The 13535-nt window shown below is 54.3% G+C and carries 15 protein-coding genes and 3 pseudogenes; 7 read left to right on the plus strand and 11 right to left on the minus strand.

Features of this window, described 5'->3' with window-relative positions; genetic code table 11:
* Positions 1-303 precede the first annotated feature (303 nt).
* On the plus strand, positions 304-624 hold the full coding sequence (locus NO887_RS14585) for a DUF6788 family protein (RefSeq protein ID WP_256418947.1): 321 nt from the start codon (positions 304-306) through the stop codon (positions 622-624).
* Between the two features lie 1048 nt (positions 625-1672).
* Positions 1673-2902, plus strand: coding sequence for a Cdc6/Cdc18 family protein (locus NO887_RS14590; RefSeq protein WP_256418948.1), 1230 nt, complete (start codon positions 1673-1675; stop codon positions 2900-2902).
* Positions 2903-2905: 3 nt separating this feature from the next.
* On the opposite strand, the gene NO887_RS14595 is transcribed toward NO887_RS14590, so the two are convergent.
* From NO887_RS14595 to NO887_RS14605, 3 genes are all read right to left on the minus strand, one after another.
* Complete coding sequence (locus NO887_RS14595) at positions 2906-3124, minus strand: DUF7970 domain-containing protein (protein WP_256418949.1); 219 nt, start codon at positions 3122-3124, stop codon at positions 2906-2908.
* Positions 3125-3291: 167 nt separating this feature from the next.
* Positions 3292-3414 carry a hypothetical protein gene (locus NO887_RS14600; protein ID WP_008528531.1) on the minus strand — a complete coding sequence of 41 codons (123 nt, stop codon included), beginning with the start codon at positions 3412-3414 and terminating at the stop codon, positions 3292-3294.
* Positions 3415-3493: 79 nt separating this feature from the next.
* Positions 3494-4531, minus strand: a complete 1038-nt coding sequence (locus NO887_RS14605; protein ID WP_256418950.1) for a Cdc6/Cdc18 family protein — start codon at positions 4529-4531, stop codon at positions 3494-3496.
* Between the two features lie 365 nt (positions 4532-4896).
* Here NO887_RS14605 and NO887_RS14610 point away from each other — a divergent pair, with 365 nt between their 5' ends.
* Positions 4897-6342 (plus strand): hypothetical protein, encoded by a 1446-nt coding sequence (locus NO887_RS14610; RefSeq protein ID WP_256418951.1) that lies wholly within the window; start codon positions 4897-4899, stop codon positions 6340-6342.
* Here NO887_RS14610 and NO887_RS14615 read toward each other — a convergent pair.
* Both NO887_RS14615 and NO887_RS14620 read right to left on the minus strand, forming a co-directional pair.
* Positions 6339-6767 (minus strand): DUF8160 family protein, encoded by a 429-nt coding sequence (locus NO887_RS14615; protein ID WP_345780163.1) that lies wholly within the window; start codon positions 6765-6767, stop codon positions 6339-6341. The genes NO887_RS14610 and NO887_RS14615 overlap by 4 nt on opposite strands.
* 14 nt (positions 6768-6781) lie before the next feature.
* Positions 6782-7693 (minus strand): ParA family protein, encoded by a 912-nt coding sequence (locus tag NO887_RS14620; protein WP_256418953.1) that lies wholly within the window; start codon positions 7691-7693, stop codon positions 6782-6784.
* 578 nt (positions 7694-8271) lie between these two features.
* On the opposite strand from NO887_RS14620, the gene NO887_RS14625 reads away from it, so the two are divergent.
* Positions 8272-8709, plus strand: a complete 438-nt coding sequence (locus tag NO887_RS14625; protein ID WP_256418954.1) for a helix-turn-helix domain-containing protein — start codon at positions 8272-8274, stop codon at positions 8707-8709.
* Position 8710: 1 nt separating this feature from the next.
* Here the strand turns inward: NO887_RS14625 and NO887_RS18600 are convergent, their stop codons facing one another.
* The 3 genes from NO887_RS18600 to NO887_RS14640 are packed head-to-tail and all read right to left on the minus strand — an operon-like array spanning position 8711 to position 10432.
* Positions 8711-9043 carry a DUF8154 family protein gene (locus NO887_RS18600; RefSeq protein WP_345780162.1) on the minus strand — a complete coding sequence of 111 codons (333 nt, stop codon included), beginning with the start codon at positions 9041-9043 and terminating at the stop codon, positions 8711-8713.
* On the minus strand, positions 9018-10292 hold the full coding sequence (locus tag NO887_RS14635; RefSeq protein ID WP_256418956.1) for an RNA-guided endonuclease TnpB family protein: 1275 nt from the start codon (positions 10290-10292) through the stop codon (positions 9018-9020). Before NO887_RS14635 ends, NO887_RS18600 begins: the two co-directional genes overlap by 26 nt.
* A complete protein-coding gene (locus tag NO887_RS14640; protein WP_256418957.1) occupies positions 10289-10432 on the minus strand; it encodes a hypothetical protein in 144 nt (47 codons plus the stop codon). The genes NO887_RS14635 and NO887_RS14640 overlap by 4 nt, the downstream gene beginning before the upstream one ends.
* 95 nt (positions 10433-10527) lie before the next feature.
* Here NO887_RS14640 and tnpA point away from each other — a divergent pair.
* From tnpA to NO887_RS14655, 3 genes and pseudogenes are all read left to right on the plus strand, one after another.
* Positions 10528-10815 (plus strand): annotated as a pseudogene (gene tnpA, locus NO887_RS14645) (IS200/IS605 family transposase); the annotation flags it as partial.
* A gap of 75 nt (positions 10816-10890) precedes the next feature.
* Positions 10891-11715, plus strand: coding sequence for an IS5 family transposase (locus NO887_RS14650; protein ID WP_256418958.1), 825 nt, complete (start codon positions 10891-10893; stop codon positions 11713-11715).
* A gap of 25 nt (positions 11716-11740) precedes the next feature.
* A pseudogene (locus tag NO887_RS14655) lies at positions 11741-11863 on the plus strand (transposase); the annotation flags it as partial.
* A 46-nt stretch (positions 11864-11909) separates the two neighbouring features.
* Here the strand turns inward: NO887_RS14655 and NO887_RS14660 are convergent.
* From NO887_RS14660 to NO887_RS18690, 3 genes and pseudogenes are all read right to left on the minus strand, one after another.
* The gene (locus NO887_RS14660) at positions 11910-12155 is read right to left on the minus strand and encodes a DUF8154 family protein (protein WP_256418959.1); all 246 of its coding nucleotides are present in this window, start codon (positions 12153-12155) and stop codon (positions 11910-11912) included.
* On the minus strand, positions 12142-12834 hold the full coding sequence (locus NO887_RS14665; RefSeq protein ID WP_256418960.1) for a nucleotidyltransferase domain-containing protein: 693 nt from the start codon (positions 12832-12834) through the stop codon (positions 12142-12144). The genes NO887_RS14660 and NO887_RS14665 overlap by 14 nt, the downstream gene beginning before the upstream one ends.
* A gap of 74 nt (positions 12835-12908) precedes the next feature.
* Positions 12909-13058, minus strand: a pseudogene (locus NO887_RS18690) (AAA family ATPase); the annotation flags it as partial.
* Positions 13059-13535 lie beyond the last annotated feature (477 nt).

Below are 13535 nucleotides of genomic sequence, written 5' to 3' on the forward strand. Positions count from 1 at the left end.
TGGTTTGTGCCGGAGTTGTCGGCTTCTGCGCGCGGGCCGAGGCCCGCTCGCACGGCCCGAGGCGCGTAGCGCCTCGCTGTCCTCTCCGGCCTACTCGCGTCGTCCTTCCGACCGGCGTCGGAAGTCCTCGCTCCTTGAGGCCGGAGGCTCCGCCTCGAAACTGCTGAAACAACTTTATACGCAGTTTCGAATGAGGTTACAGTTGTCCGAAACAAGGAGCCAGAGAATGGGAGAGAGTAGGGTCTTAACCAACAAATCTATGTCTTCGACGTGCTGTGTTGGTTAATACGAGGCGACCCCCTCATGTCAGACGAGCCACCGACACCGCCATCGGAACTGTCCACCGACATCGTCAACACACTCGACGACTATTCGCCTGAAAGGCTCCGACACGTTGCTGGGTACGCCGAGAAACTTGCAGACCACAGGGAGCGTGAGGCCCGCCTTGGCGAGGAAGATGAGGACGAGATTGAAGCGCGCCCCGACGACCTCCCTGATGACGTCCCCTTGAAGGCGACGACCACGATCAAGGAGATCAACGACAACCGCTACTACTATTGGCAGTGGCGAGATGGCGACAAAATCCGTTCTCAGTACAAAGGACCGGTCAATCCCGACGAGTAGACACGAAGGAACGCTCCATCCGGATAATCGGTGAGGTTATGAGGTGACACCCAGACTGCGAAGTGAATGAAAGGAACTGTCAGCACCGGAGTCACGGTGTTGTCTCGTCCTGATCCCGAAGAACCCCACTCCGTATTTCCCGAGAGATACAGCAATGGCTCGGGAAAACCATGCCGATAGAGGACACCCACACCGCGTTTCCTGAGTCCATGCGAAACTATGCCGGACTTTACCCCTCACCTCTTTTCCTGAGAGCTACTGCCCTGGCAAGGTTAGAAAAGTCGCCACGAAGGTGAAAAGGTAGAGTTCAACTGGAATGTACGTCGCATCTATCCGTCGATGGAAAATAGAGAAAACCACGGAGGAACAGAGGTCTGATGAATGGCATACACACCATATTTCCTCAGAGTAGTCTCTATTGTTGGATACCTGTCTCTCACCCACAAGTTGGGTCGCCAAGAGAGGACCCAGTCAGCACCGAGAGCGGACGGAATCGTCGGGAATCATCGGTATCACGCGGAGTGAGACGTGATTCCAGCTGTGAGTGTAGGCTGATTCGAGTATCCCCCGGAGCCGATATTCCGTCTCGTGTCACGTTGTAGCCTGCCAGAATGCTCTTAGATCGTCATCGAGAACGCTCAAAACTCTGCTTAGATCTCCCAGACTCATGGGGAAGAGACAGGGTTGGAAACGTGGAACGGGAGCAAGAAATACGGGGGACAGACACACCGGATTTCCTGAGAGCAGCCAAGAAACAGTACAACGAGCTAGTTGAACGCTACTCCAAACAGTACTCTAGTCAACTGCTAGAAAAGAAGAAGCTGATATTACGGATCCTGTTTAGAGGCATACCTCTTATAATTTGTCCTTTTCTAGAGGTCAGATTCGCCTTAGCTGGAAAGGTACCCTTTTGTAGATCGGATCTCGGGAAATATGGTGTGTGAGAGGGGCGTCCTTCTTTAAGTATCTCCGGCTCTCAGGAAACTCGGGAAGTCTGAGGAAACTCAGGAAGCGAGGTTTTAAGAGACATCGGGTTAGTGGTTTCTCCATGGGTCTTGAACCGTTCACGGCAGAAGACCCGGTCTTCGTTGATGAAGACGTCCTCCGTGATAGTCACAAACCTGAGGATCTGATTGAACGAGATCGAGAGCTCGCGGAGTACCAAGCTGCCCTCAAACCTGTTATCAAAGGTGCGAGACCGAGAAATATCTTCCTCTACGGTCAAACCGGCGTCGGGAAGACGGTGGCTACCCAGATGATCATGGACCGTCTTCGCCAAGACCAAGAGAACTACGACGATCTCGATGTCCATGTGATCCATGTTGTTTGTAAGAATCTAAACAGCTCTTATCAGGTGGCCGTCAAGCTAGTCAACGAATTCCGAGGCCCCAACAACAAGATCCCTACAACCGGTTATCCTCCGGACACCGTCTATGAATTCCTCTGGGAACACCTCAAGGAAATAGACGCGACTCACGCCATCTTCGTATTGGACGAGGTCGATGCAATCGGTAACGACGACGATATCCTCTATGAACTCCCCCGTGCCAACGACAATGGAAACGTCCCTGTTGATGAAACCAAGGTGGGAGTGATCGGGATCTCAAACAAATTCACGTTCCGGGATAATCTCTCAGCCCGTGTTAAAGACAGTCTTTGCGATGAAGAAATCCACTTCCCGCCATACGATGCTAACCAGCTCCGAAATATCCTGTATCAGCGAGCGGAGAAGGCCTTTGTCGACGATACACTCTCTGATGACGTTATTCCGTTAGCAGCTGCGATGGCAGGCCAGGAGTCTGGTTCCGCTCGCCAAGCGTTGAAACTCCTGTTCAAGGCAGGTGATCTTGCCCGAGGTGCCGGAGATGAAGAGGTTACGGAAGAGCACGTCAGGCAGGCAGAGCCGAAGGTGAAGGAATCTCAGGTCCGGAACGAGCTTGAATCGTTGCCGACTCAAAGCCATTTGACCTTGTACGCACTCTTGGCTTTAGACCGGCAAGACGATCTCCCAGCGAAATCCAGCGACGTTTTCGAGGTCTATGAGGTCGCCGCCAACAGGATCGACGCCGATGTGAAAACCGATCGGACTATCCGTGACCGCCTCAGCCAGCTCAAATTGAAAGGCTTCCTGGATGTCGAAGAACATAATGAAGGTCCAAAGGGCGGCAGCTACTACCTCTATGAGTTCGGAGATATTCGCCCTGACATGGTTCAAGAAGTACTGCAGGATGTCGACAGACTTGACGAACTCTTCCAGAAAGATATAACCAGCTACTGACCTCTACTCTTCTTCCAGTTCAAGCCCTCTTGCTTCTAAGACGTATTCAGCTAGAAGGTCCGGGTTCTCGATTCCGAGTTTCAGTAAGGCGTCGTCGAACTCGCGCCCCTGTGGATCCCGCACACCGTTTTTCCTGAGTGTGGCTTCAGCCTCGAATTTCGCGTCTTCCCACTCCTCCCAAGTCTCCTCGTGCGGATACAATGGTCTTTGATGATTCTTCACCGACCGAAACAACACGGTAAGACGCTTCTCCAACGATGACTACCGGCCCTTCCAGATCGAGAACCTGATATTCCCCGATAGTGCTCAGAGAGACTGTCTCTGAGTCTATTGCGAACGATACGTCGAGATCAGTATCGTCGCCCACGCGTCAAAAACTGCAAAGGGCTCTATTCGACCTGGGCTTCGTACTCGTCCCAAAGCGTGTCGATGTCCGTGCCGGTCTCCTCAGAGATATGGCGCAGCAGTTGCGCCCTGTTCTCGAACCGACGGAGCTGGCCCTTTGCGCTCATAGTAGGATATAATCGCTCCTGCAGTAATAAATCACGTGGGTACATTTTCCCGCTCAACAATACACAACCTATTCGTTCCTTAATCCCCCTGCTCAGCGAGCGTGGGAGATGGTTGGTCGATGGCTGTGTATTCCCGATCTCGGCTGGATCCGTCTGCTTCGAGGAGGTTGTATTGAGTCATCTTTGACAGATACGCCCGAACGGTTCGCTTGGTCCGTGGATCGTCGACCTCCTCGGTATAGCGGTCGTGAATCTCGCTGGGCCCGAGCGGGCCGTGCTCGCGAACGATATCGTAGACGATCCGCTGATGGGGGGTGAGTGAATCGAGGCTCTTCTGCTTAATCTGCGCCCGGGCATCCTCGGCGGCGTCCAGGAGGATGTCGTCGGTGATCCGCTCGTAGTTCTCGCGATCGGCCTTGCCGGCCGCCGTTCGGAGGATGCCGATGGCGAGGCGGGCGTCGCCGGCGGCCGCATCCGCGATTCGATAGAGCTGGTCATCGATGATGACGTCCTCGTCGAGGCCCCATTTTGCGCGAGCGCTCAGGATGTCGTACAGCTGCTCGTCGTGGTACTTGTCCATCCGGACGTGCTCGCTGGAGCGCAGCCGGCTCACGAGGCGGTCGTCGACGCGGCTGAACAGTTCCTCCTCCTTGTTCGCGATGCAAATGATCGCGAACTGTGGCAGGCTGTGGAGGTCGTAAATGACACTCGGGTCTTCCAGTTGGTCGACTTCGTCGAGGATGACGACGGTTCGCGGGCCGTCGTGTTGTTGGAGGCGATCGATGAGTTCGTCGTGCGGCGTCGATTGGCGGTGAATATCGATGGTTGCGCCGAGATCGTCGAGAATCTGGTAGAGGGTGCGGAATCGAGTATAGTTGCGCCAGCAGTTGACGTAGATAGCCTCGACGTCGAGGACCTCTTCCCGGAGACGTTCGGTGACAAATTGCGAGATGCACGTCTTCCCCGTCCCGCTGGGTCCGGTGACGATAGCCGTGTCTGCGGGTTCACCGTTCGTGATTGGTTCGAGGACGCTGGAGAGATGGTTTACTTCGGCGTCGCGATGCTCGACTTCGCGAGGAACGAACCCGGCCCGGAGGACGCGAGCATCGCGAATCATCTTTGCTTGATTGACTGGTTTTCCATCAAAATATAAAAACGTAACCGGGTCGTTTCCGGAAACTGATCCTCACGTTTCCGTGATTGACTTCCTCACGTTGTGTATCTCCCTTTTCACTCTATAACAAAGAGATGTTTCCGGACATTTCCGGAAATTCGAGGTTCCCAGAATCTGCGATATCTGTGCTTCGATCAGAAGAGACGGCTACTTGATGTGTTCGTGTTTCGGGAAACGTCCTTGGAAACTCTGTATCATGGTAGTAGATCCAGCCACGGGATGCCCCTGACACCGAATTGTTGAAACTCGGAAGCGACCCGGATTCGCACTTTAGGACGACGCACATAGTGCGATATTGCCACCTCACTATGATCGAGTTCGAGGAGCAGATCTCATCGATACTTGCTGCCGATACTAGCGACCTCTATGAGCGTGATCCAGAGACGTTTTTTGCAGCCCATATTGGCTTCTGCCCCCGTCAGCTGTACGTGAACAAGCTCGGACTCTCGAAATCCGAAACGTACTGGGGTAAGTATCGCGCGTCGCGCCTGATTCAGAACTACTTCGAGCAGCAACTCAGCGATCGTAATCCGACACTGGAGACCAAAGTAAGCTTGAACATTGACGAGGGCCCTGTCCGATTTCTCGGTCGGTGTACGCTGTATGATCCTACCGACGAAATTGTGTACGCGCTGAAGGTACGGAATGGCTGGTACAAATTCTCCCCACCTATTGACCGTCATCTCGACCAGCTCCACATCTATATGCAAGGATTGGGGGTTGAGCGTGGAAAACTCGTGTACGTTTCGAAAAACGATCTTAGTGACATTCGAGAGTGGCCACGTTCAGACGCTGACTCGTCAGTCATCCAGTTCGACGAATCACGATATGAGGGCTTAGTCACGAAAGCAAAGCGGATTCGCAACCAGATTTGGACGCATGGCATCGCGACGACTGAGGCTGAAATTCCACTTGAGAAATGCGGCTGCTACTTTTGTCAAGAGGAATCGTTGGCTTTCCCGGACTCAGTGCGTCCAATATCGGACGGATCTGGTGAGCCAGCTCTCGATACGTTTGAAGATGGGAGTTGCGTGGCAGAGAAGGCTGTCGAGACTGGCGTAGATGATGGGGCTGGACAGACTGCTTCTACTGAAGCGGAAGCCAGAGATCTGCTTGATGTACCTAATTCGAACGGTACACGTATTTTGGACGTGGATAGTTACCATATCCCGTCGGCATTGCGTGACTTGGATATCTGGGTAGTCTGGGATGGTCGGTCGAAAGTCGCTCTCGCGCCATGGCAGGCGGACACAATGTACCCGTGTGAATGGGCCGCTTCAAAAGACGTGAATCCGCGTCGAGGCTTCCAAAAAGCGAAGATGATAGCGGATCTTCCGCTTCGAGAGATACATCGTGCGTGGCCGTTCCCTGATGGTGAGGATCTTCCCGAGGCCGTGCATCCAGCGGTTCTCCTCCCACATGATCCACCAGATCCCCCGCTCTCGTTCGTGGATTTCGATGATGTTCGGGATCCAGAGACGGGCGAGGTATCAGGCGAAGTGGCAACTCTCGTTGATTCGCTTAATGGCTATACGGAGGTGAGCCAAAGTGGAACAGGACTCCACGTGTACGTGCGTGGTTGTCTCCCAGAGGGGATCGGGGCCTTTGCGACGGCGCTTTCCCAGCGTGGCGCCCTCGAGATCTACGATCATTCTCGATTCACAGGTGGAACGTGGCGCCACGTCGCCGGGACCCCACTTGATAAAGTCCCTGAGGCGACGGATGTCCTCGCTGCAATCGTTTCCCAGTATTAGTCTCGGTCTTGCTTTGCTAATTCACGGATCTTCTCTTTCGTTTCTTCCTGATGTTCACCGAATGCCACCTCGAAAATCCCTCTATAGAAGTGTTTGTTCTTCTCGAGCGTGATGTCTTCACGCTTCAGTTGCTTCTTTAACCGAGTGAATGTTACCTCGATCTCCTCACTCTGCGCCGGTTCCACGTATATGGTGGCCGAATCCCAATCCTCTCTGATGTTTAACGGTTCATCGTCTGATTCCTTGGTCGGCGATTTAGTCTCCGTAGCTGGCGTGGCACTCTCCTGACTTGGTTGCTCCTCGCTCGCTGTCGTAGGTCGGCTATCTTGGCTTTCTGCTTCAGGTGTTGTGTCCATCGTCTCGTTGCCGGCGGCGGCTTCTTCGTCTTCTGCTTCCTCTGAAGGGTCGTCGAACCGCTCATCCATTCCTCGGGGCATATTTACACCTCCTCCTGCGTTTTGTCGAACGCTTGTTCCATCGTCTCAGCAACCTCCAGGAAGAGCTCACGTTCGACTTGCTGGTCGTTAGCGTCTTCCCACTCGAAAATATCGCAGCCGTTGTCCCACGCGCGCTGTATCGCCACCCGCATTGGGAGCTTGAAAATCGGGGCTAGTGACGCATATGACTCGTCGAATGCATCCAGGAACTTCTGCGATTGCCCATCGTTTCGGTACATATTGGCCAGCAGCCCTACGATCGCTATCTCGATCTGTTGGTTATCTTCGATGGATTCCAGCTGATCCCAGAGGTCATCCAGAGCATCCCGTGATGTCGCTTGGGTCTGGGCAGCCAGGAACACGTTCTGTGCCGCGATGAACGCTGCATCCGTCAAAACCGAGAGATCAGGTGGACAGTCGATTACGATGAAATCGTAGTCGTAGCCGTCGTCAATCAGCCCTTCGAGAGCAACTTTCAACGAGAGACGAGCACCTGCATCGTCCATCCAATCTCGGGCAAGCCCCATGTCCTTGTGGCTCGGCACGAGATCGAAATTCAGGTGTTCATACTCGTCGCTGCGGATCACAATCTCTGAAAGCGTCGTGTCATTTGTGCGCGGATTGTCGACGAGGACGTCGAGGAGATTTGCGTCATCGGTCGCGAGCGTATTTGGAAGGTCGTTCTTCGGGCTTGACGGGTCGTTATCGTCGCCCGGCCCCAATCCCAGCCCCTTCGTCATATCGGCCTGTGGGTCCATATCAATCGCAAGGACATCGTGATCTCGAGAGGCCAGTGCAGCGGCACTGTTTATCGTGGCCGTTGTTTTCCCAGTCCCGCCTTTCTGATTGCCGAAAGCGATTGTGGGAATGCCAGTCGGTGGTGTGACGCCCCATCCATGAGGTGACTCGGTCATAGTTCGATCATTGATTCACTGATTCATAAATCTACGTCAGACACCCTACTGCTGATTTAGAACTAGGAAAAACGCTCAATTCAGGGGTATAAGTCCTTGACAGGTCCATACTCTATTTCTCCTGGATCGAGATTAATGAATCTATGATTCCTTGATTCAGTGCATTCTGGACTTCTCACTCTGTCTGACCCCTTGAGTAGTGGACTCTGCTACCTAAATCACTGAATCATTGATTCAGCTACTACCGGAAGCACTGATTCTCTGATCCTTGATTCAGTGATTCAGTGAATCCGCCATTCAATAACTCTGGGATTTTCTATGGTCTATTAGATTCCGAGAATCATATATTCCTTGACTCTTGGATTCAAGATTTCATTGACTCAGGGATTCACTGATTAGGTTCTACTCGCGCGCTATTATGTAGAACTGCGGAAAGACGTATTAACCAACATTAGGTGCCGATTGTAGGGGTTTGTTGGTTAATTTACTACACGAAAGTAGAATACGCACATACCTTGATCACCACTTCGGATTTCACCGAAATGGTCATCTGACCGGGACACAAAGGTTCAGACACAATGTCCCGGCCCGACGCCGCCTCGCTCACGCCAGACGAGAACACGGCCGGTCTCAATCCGATCGCAGCGTTGAGTGTCCTCGACGACACGACCCGCACGAATATCATTGGGACGATCGTCGGCCATCCGAAAGGCGCACCCTCGAAGAAGGAACTCGAATACTACAATCCGAGCGTCGCCGCGTCGACGCTCACCGACCACCTCATCCGGCTGGAGGAGGTGAGACTGATCGAGGCCATCGAGCGAGATCGTGAAGGGCTTGAACGGGGCCAACCATACCGGTTCTTTCAGCTCACCGACGCTGCCCGCGAGCTGTTCGACCGAAACAACCTCTTTGAGCCCGACGCATACCGAGAGCTGTTCGCCGAAGTCGAGAAAACAGACGAGATCAAAGCGGCCGAAGACGTCAACCGACTAGATGAACGAAACCAAAATTAACCTAGTGGTCGCAGCTGCACCGCGAGTGAGCATCGGCAAACTCGACGAGATACTGGTGAATTTCTTCTGCCAAGTTATGCAGCACCATCGCGAAATCTCGTCCAGGCCGGTCGATATCGTAGTAGAACCGCGAACGATGTTCGGAACGGAAGGCTTCGATTCGACTAGCGATGTCCTCGTCAGAAAAGACGTTTCGCGCTGCGATGTCGTCAAACACGTCCTCGTGGTTGAGGAAGTCCGCTGATTCTGCTGTCGTCATCTCGACAAGGTGAACCGCCTCGGGGTCAAGCCCCGAGACTTCCCGTGGATTAGTCGGACACTCCCACACGACCATCGGCCTGATAGCCTTGAACGGTCGGATGGGTCACGGCCGGGGCGTCCACAGCCCCCGATGCCTGCCGTCGCACCTTCCGAACAACGGGAAGGCTGTTGAGAGCAGGCACATTCCAATCGAGTTTCTTGATGCCTTTCACGGCGATGTTGACGCTTGCACCACGGTCGCTGTGGTCTTGATGCTCACAGTCCTTGCACTTGAACCGCTTCTTGTTACGGTTCGCACGCTCCGTATGTCCGCACATCGGACACCGCTGGCTGGTGTACTCGGGGTTAATCCACGCAGTCGGAACCTCCTCGAATGACGCCTTGTACGACGTATAGAACTGTAGGGCGCGGAACGGGAGGTGGTGCAAGCGCCGGTTCATCCGGGTGCCGTAGTCGATACTGTCGCGCATCTCTTTGAGGTCTTCAAAGACGATGCACGGTTTTTCGAACTGACGGCTCCACTCCACGATGTGACGGCTCACCTTGTGGAGTCGGTCACGGACGAACCGTTCCTCGCGCCCTTCCAACGTGTCGTGGATGCTGTCTTTCCCGGCGTTCTGCACGCGCTTTCGCATCGTGAAGTAGCGGTGACGCTCGAACTTGATTTCGGGAAAGTCGATAACCAGCGTGTCCTCGACGCCATCCTCTGACAGAGCGGTGAGGGCCACGTTGTCCTCATTCACGTCCACACCAACGACCGTCCGCGAGTCCTGCTTGTCTCGAACCGTCTGTTCGGTGTTGGTGACGTTGACGTGCAACTCAGGGTTGTCGTTGTGTAACAGGGCTTCTGCTGTGCCAATCTTCCACTCGTCGCTGGTGAGCGCGGTCTTGAGAATGTCGAGGTGAGCGCCGTCGCCTTCGAGAACACCCTTGACGTGCTTGTATGGCTTTGCGCTGATGCGGAACGCCACGTCACTGTCGTCGGAGAGCGACAAGTTGTACCCTTCTTCGTAGTTCGCTCGAAGCGGGTACGCGCCGTTCTTGGTGTGGCTCGGCTGGCCGAAGTCGTCGTACTCGTAGTAGTTCTCCATCGCACCGAGTGCTTTGGCGACGACGCGCTGAGTCGTGTTCTTCACGAGGTTGGCGTCGTCGGCCACGCGGTCGGGAATCGCGTCCCAATCCACGCCTTGCTTGGCGAGGCGGATGGTTTCGTTGTACACCGAGCGCGATTCGAGACAGGCGTCACGGAGCAGGCTCTCGTTGCCACTCTGGATGTCGAGTTGGAAATCCAGCGTCTTGACGAGAGCCTGTTCGTTGGTCATTCTTGGTCGTTGGGTTGGACGTGATGGTAGTGGAGGAGAAGCGTGCGGAGTACGCTGTCGAAACTCGTGTGTCCCTCCTCGTCCTTGAGTTCGTCAAGGTCGTCGTACACGCCGTCGGATACCTTGAGTTGCTTCGTCACGGCTACCTCTTGTTCATCTATAAATAAAAGTCTACCTGTAGTAGACTATGAGTCACTTCAAAGAATACTTTTTATTGGTCGTTGTACTGGTAGATATGGGCGAAAAGCGGTCGAACCACACGGTGTACAACGTCAACTACCACTTCGTGTGGTGTCCAAAGTAACGTCACGCAATTCTCGAACACATCGAGGATTCGCTGGAATCGAGTTTCCGCGACGTGTGTAACGAGTACAGCTATGAGATACTGTCATTGCACATCTCTCCCGACCATGTACACCTGTTCTTGTCATCCCATCCGAAACACGCACCGAGTGAGATTGTACGAACCGTCAAGAGCATCACGGCGCGGAAGATGTGGGAACAACACGAGTCGTACTTGGAGTGCTCTGTTGAAGAGCGATCTTATCAGCCGATATCACTGGTTTAGAAGGGTGAAGCCGAGGAAATCGAACCTGACATGGAGATCGACATCCTCGACTTCATCGAGCAGTGTCGTCACCTAGCTAAACAAGCGTTGGGGAAGCACGCGGGCGAGCCCGCCAGCGGCGGGTTCGCCCGCTGGGTTCACGTCGTCCTCCACTGTTTTCGGGTCGAAGAGACCCACAGCTACCGTGAAACGCCGAATCGGCTGAAGTACATGGACGAGGTTCGTGACGCTCTCGACCTAGATCGGGACGAGCTCCCCGATCACACGACGATCTACAAGTCGTTTGATCGGCTGAAAATGTGGGTGTGGCGGGCGCTGCTGCGCGTCTCCGCGCAGCAGCACCCGCAGTCCGGCCACGCTGCGCTCGACAGCACGTTTTTCGACCGGCGACGTGCGTCATCGTACTTCCGCCAGCGGGCAGGACGGACGATACAGACGCTGAAAGTGACGACATTGACCGATGTGGAATCGCTTGCTGTTCTCGATGTTCACGTCAACGCACGGTGGAAGCATGATACGAAGACCGGACCGCAGGTCGTCCGCCGAAACGCGGACGACCTGCAGTCCGTCGCCGCCGATAACGGCTTCCAAGACTGGCATACCGAGTACGAAATCGCCGCACACGGCGTTGAGTATCTTGTTCACTATCGCGGTTCGTCAGCGAAAGCAGCCGCGAACAACGCGCTCAACCAAGCAAATGGCTACGCTCAGCGGTGGATGGCCGAAACATCCTACTCGACAACGAAGCGCTCGCTCGGCGATGCCGTGCGAGCGCTGGGCTGGTATCGACAGTTCCGTGAAATCGTCCTGATGTTCGCTATCAGCAACATAGAACCGCTGTGTGAACCGCTGTAACCGTGACTCAGCATCTATTCAACACAGCAACTTGGAGAGGTATCTATGGAGCGGTGGATTCTGGGAATGGTCGTACTACATCGGAACTGCGGGAACAGTCTCAACGGAGACGATTGAGCGGTACATCGAACGAACAGAACACGTCTAATTGTCGGCTTCACCCTCGGGATCAAGCCCCGAGGCACTCGTCTTGCTCATCTATAGAACTGGAACGACCGCTCGATTGCGTTGAATGAGAGTTCGACGATGCTCACGTAATTGTTCGTTCCGTGCCGAAGCTGCCGACACGTCCCCAGCATGACGCATGCCTTACCGAGCTGGATATCAGCGTCATCGTCAGCCCGCTGCCAGGAGAGTGAGTCCTGTGCCGGACCGGTTTCGCCATCTTCTAACAGCTGTTCGGCGCGCTCAAGCGCGTCGACGACCTCACTCAGCCCCATCTTCGAACACCTCCCGTTTTACTGCGTCGAGTGCTGGCGAGTCTCGGAGCGTCAGTCCTTCAGTGAGAATGTTACTGATCCGGTCGTGATTCGCGGCCGACTCTTTGGGTTCGACGATGATGTGTGCCTTGTACCGATCTCCGTCAAACTGTTCGTCGGCGATTTCCTGTTCAATGGTGTGGGCCTCGCGCTGGGCTTGCATTCGATCTTCCTCGACAACGACGAACAGGTCGATGTCGCTCGTTCGGTCAGCGGTGCCTCGCGCGACGCTGCCGAAAAGGATGACACCGACGTCGTCGCCAACCCGTTCTTCGAGACCGGTGAGGATCGCTCTGACCGGTGCGTGATACTCCGATTGTGGAATGGTCGTTACCGGATCGTCAGCCTTGACGAGCATCTCTGAATCCATCCGAACAGTATTTGCCCGGCCAGATCGATCGACGGTGATCACGCCAAGTGTCTCGAGCGTATCGACGGCGGCATTCACACTACTCAATCCTTTTCCTGTCACTCGGTGGAGTTCTCGATTCGTGAACTCTCGCTCTGGATTGTCGACGAGCAGATGCAGAATATCGGCGGTTGCCCCGTATCGGAATGCATCCGTATCACCGAGTGGGACGGGGAGCTGAACGTATGAACCCTCCGTTGGCTCTTCACACCGAACCGTCTTACTGTTCATGAATGTTCTAATGGTTCAAGGCAACAAAACCCCTCGGTGACAACGATACACGGAGTTCTCGGAGCCGCCTTGACTTACTGCATCGGTGACGCAGCTGCCGAAGCGGCGAGTGAGTACTCTTGATCCCGACTTGTGCCTTCCACTTCGAGGAGGTTGTACTGAGCCATCTTGGAGAGGTATGTGCGGATAGTCCATTTCGCCCGCGGATCATCAACGTCTTCGATGACTTCGAGCCGGTGGATGCTGGTGAGATGGACACAGTTGAGGCCGAGAGCGAGTTCGGGACGGAGTGTGCCGGTCGCCCTGCTTGACACCACCGCCCTCTCGTCCTCTTCGCTATTGCGAGTGCCCCGACGACTACCACGACTGTGATCAGGGGATTATCCTAAGTCGAACCAATCACGCGTGTCTTCAAAGAAGTCTTGAACCGTATTTTGGTGGAATCTACCTACGTAGCATATCGGATATTTTCGGTTCTTTTGGCTTGTATGCCTGAGAAACCGCTGGGGATCTCGGAGTCCACTTTTATCCAAGAACGCTTCTCGATCAAAGATGACGTGATATCCAGCAAAGTCTCCAAGCGATCCCTGTTCATCAAATTCAAGACACGAGAATCCACCGTGCTGGAAGTCGGTTCGTAGTCCGCGGAGAAATGTGAGCCGACGACCATAGTACGGGGGGTCTCTATTGTTTCCCGTAAA

It is taken from the genome of Halorubrum laminariae, from assembly GCF_024494655.1.
GTDB lineage: Archaea > Halobacteriota > Halobacteria > Halobacteriales > Haloferacaceae > Halorubrum > Halorubrum laminariae.

What these genes read in the sequence shown, in the direction of transcription:
- NO887_RS14610 (WP_256418951.1), top strand. Translation starts at nt 4,897, where the DNA reads ATGATCGAGTTCGAGGAGCAGATCTCATCGATACTTGCTGCCGATACT.
- NO887_RS14590 (WP_256418948.1), top strand. Translation starts at nt 1,673, where the DNA reads ATGGGTCTTGAACCGTTCACGGCAGAAGACCCGGTCTTCGTTGATGAA.
- NO887_RS14605 (WP_256418950.1), bottom strand. Translation starts at nt 4,531, where the DNA reads ATGATTCGCGATGCTCGCGTCCTCCGGGCCGGGTTCGTTCCTCGCGAA.
- NO887_RS14625 (WP_256418954.1), top strand. Translation starts at nt 8,272, where the DNA reads ATGTCCCGGCCCGACGCCGCCTCGCTCACGCCAGACGAGAACACGGCC.
- NO887_RS14665 (WP_256418960.1), bottom strand. Translation starts at nt 12,834, where the DNA reads ATGAACAGTAAGACGGTTCGGTGTGAAGAGCCAACGGAGGGTTCATAC.
- NO887_RS18600 (WP_345780162.1), bottom strand. Translation starts at nt 9,043, where the DNA reads ATGGTCGTGTGGGAGTGTCCGACTAATCCACGGGAAGTCTCGGGGCTT.
- NO887_RS14600 (WP_008528531.1), bottom strand. Translation starts at nt 3,414, where the DNA reads ATGAGCGCAAAGGGCCAGCTCCGTCGGTTCGAGAACAGGGCGCAACTG.
- NO887_RS14650 (WP_256418958.1), top strand. Translation starts at nt 10,891, where the DNA reads ATGGAGATCGACATCCTCGACTTCATCGAGCAGTGTCGTCACCTAGCT.
- NO887_RS14615 (WP_345780163.1), bottom strand. Translation starts at nt 6,767, where the DNA reads ATGGATGAGCGGTTCGACGACCCTTCAGAGGAAGCAGAAGACGAAGAA.
- NO887_RS14660 (WP_256418959.1), bottom strand. Translation starts at nt 12,155, where the DNA reads ATGGGGCTGAGTGAGGTCGTCGACGCGCTTGAGCGCGCCGAACAGCTG.
- NO887_RS14635 (WP_256418956.1), bottom strand. Translation starts at nt 10,292, where the DNA reads ATGACCAACGAACAGGCTCTCGTCAAGACGCTGGATTTCCAACTCGAC.
- NO887_RS14620 (WP_256418953.1), bottom strand. Translation starts at nt 7,693, where the DNA reads ATGACCGAGTCACCTCATGGATGGGGCGTCACACCACCGACTGGCATT.
- NO887_RS14585 (WP_256418947.1), top strand. Translation starts at nt 304, where the DNA reads ATGTCAGACGAGCCACCGACACCGCCATCGGAACTGTCCACCGACATC.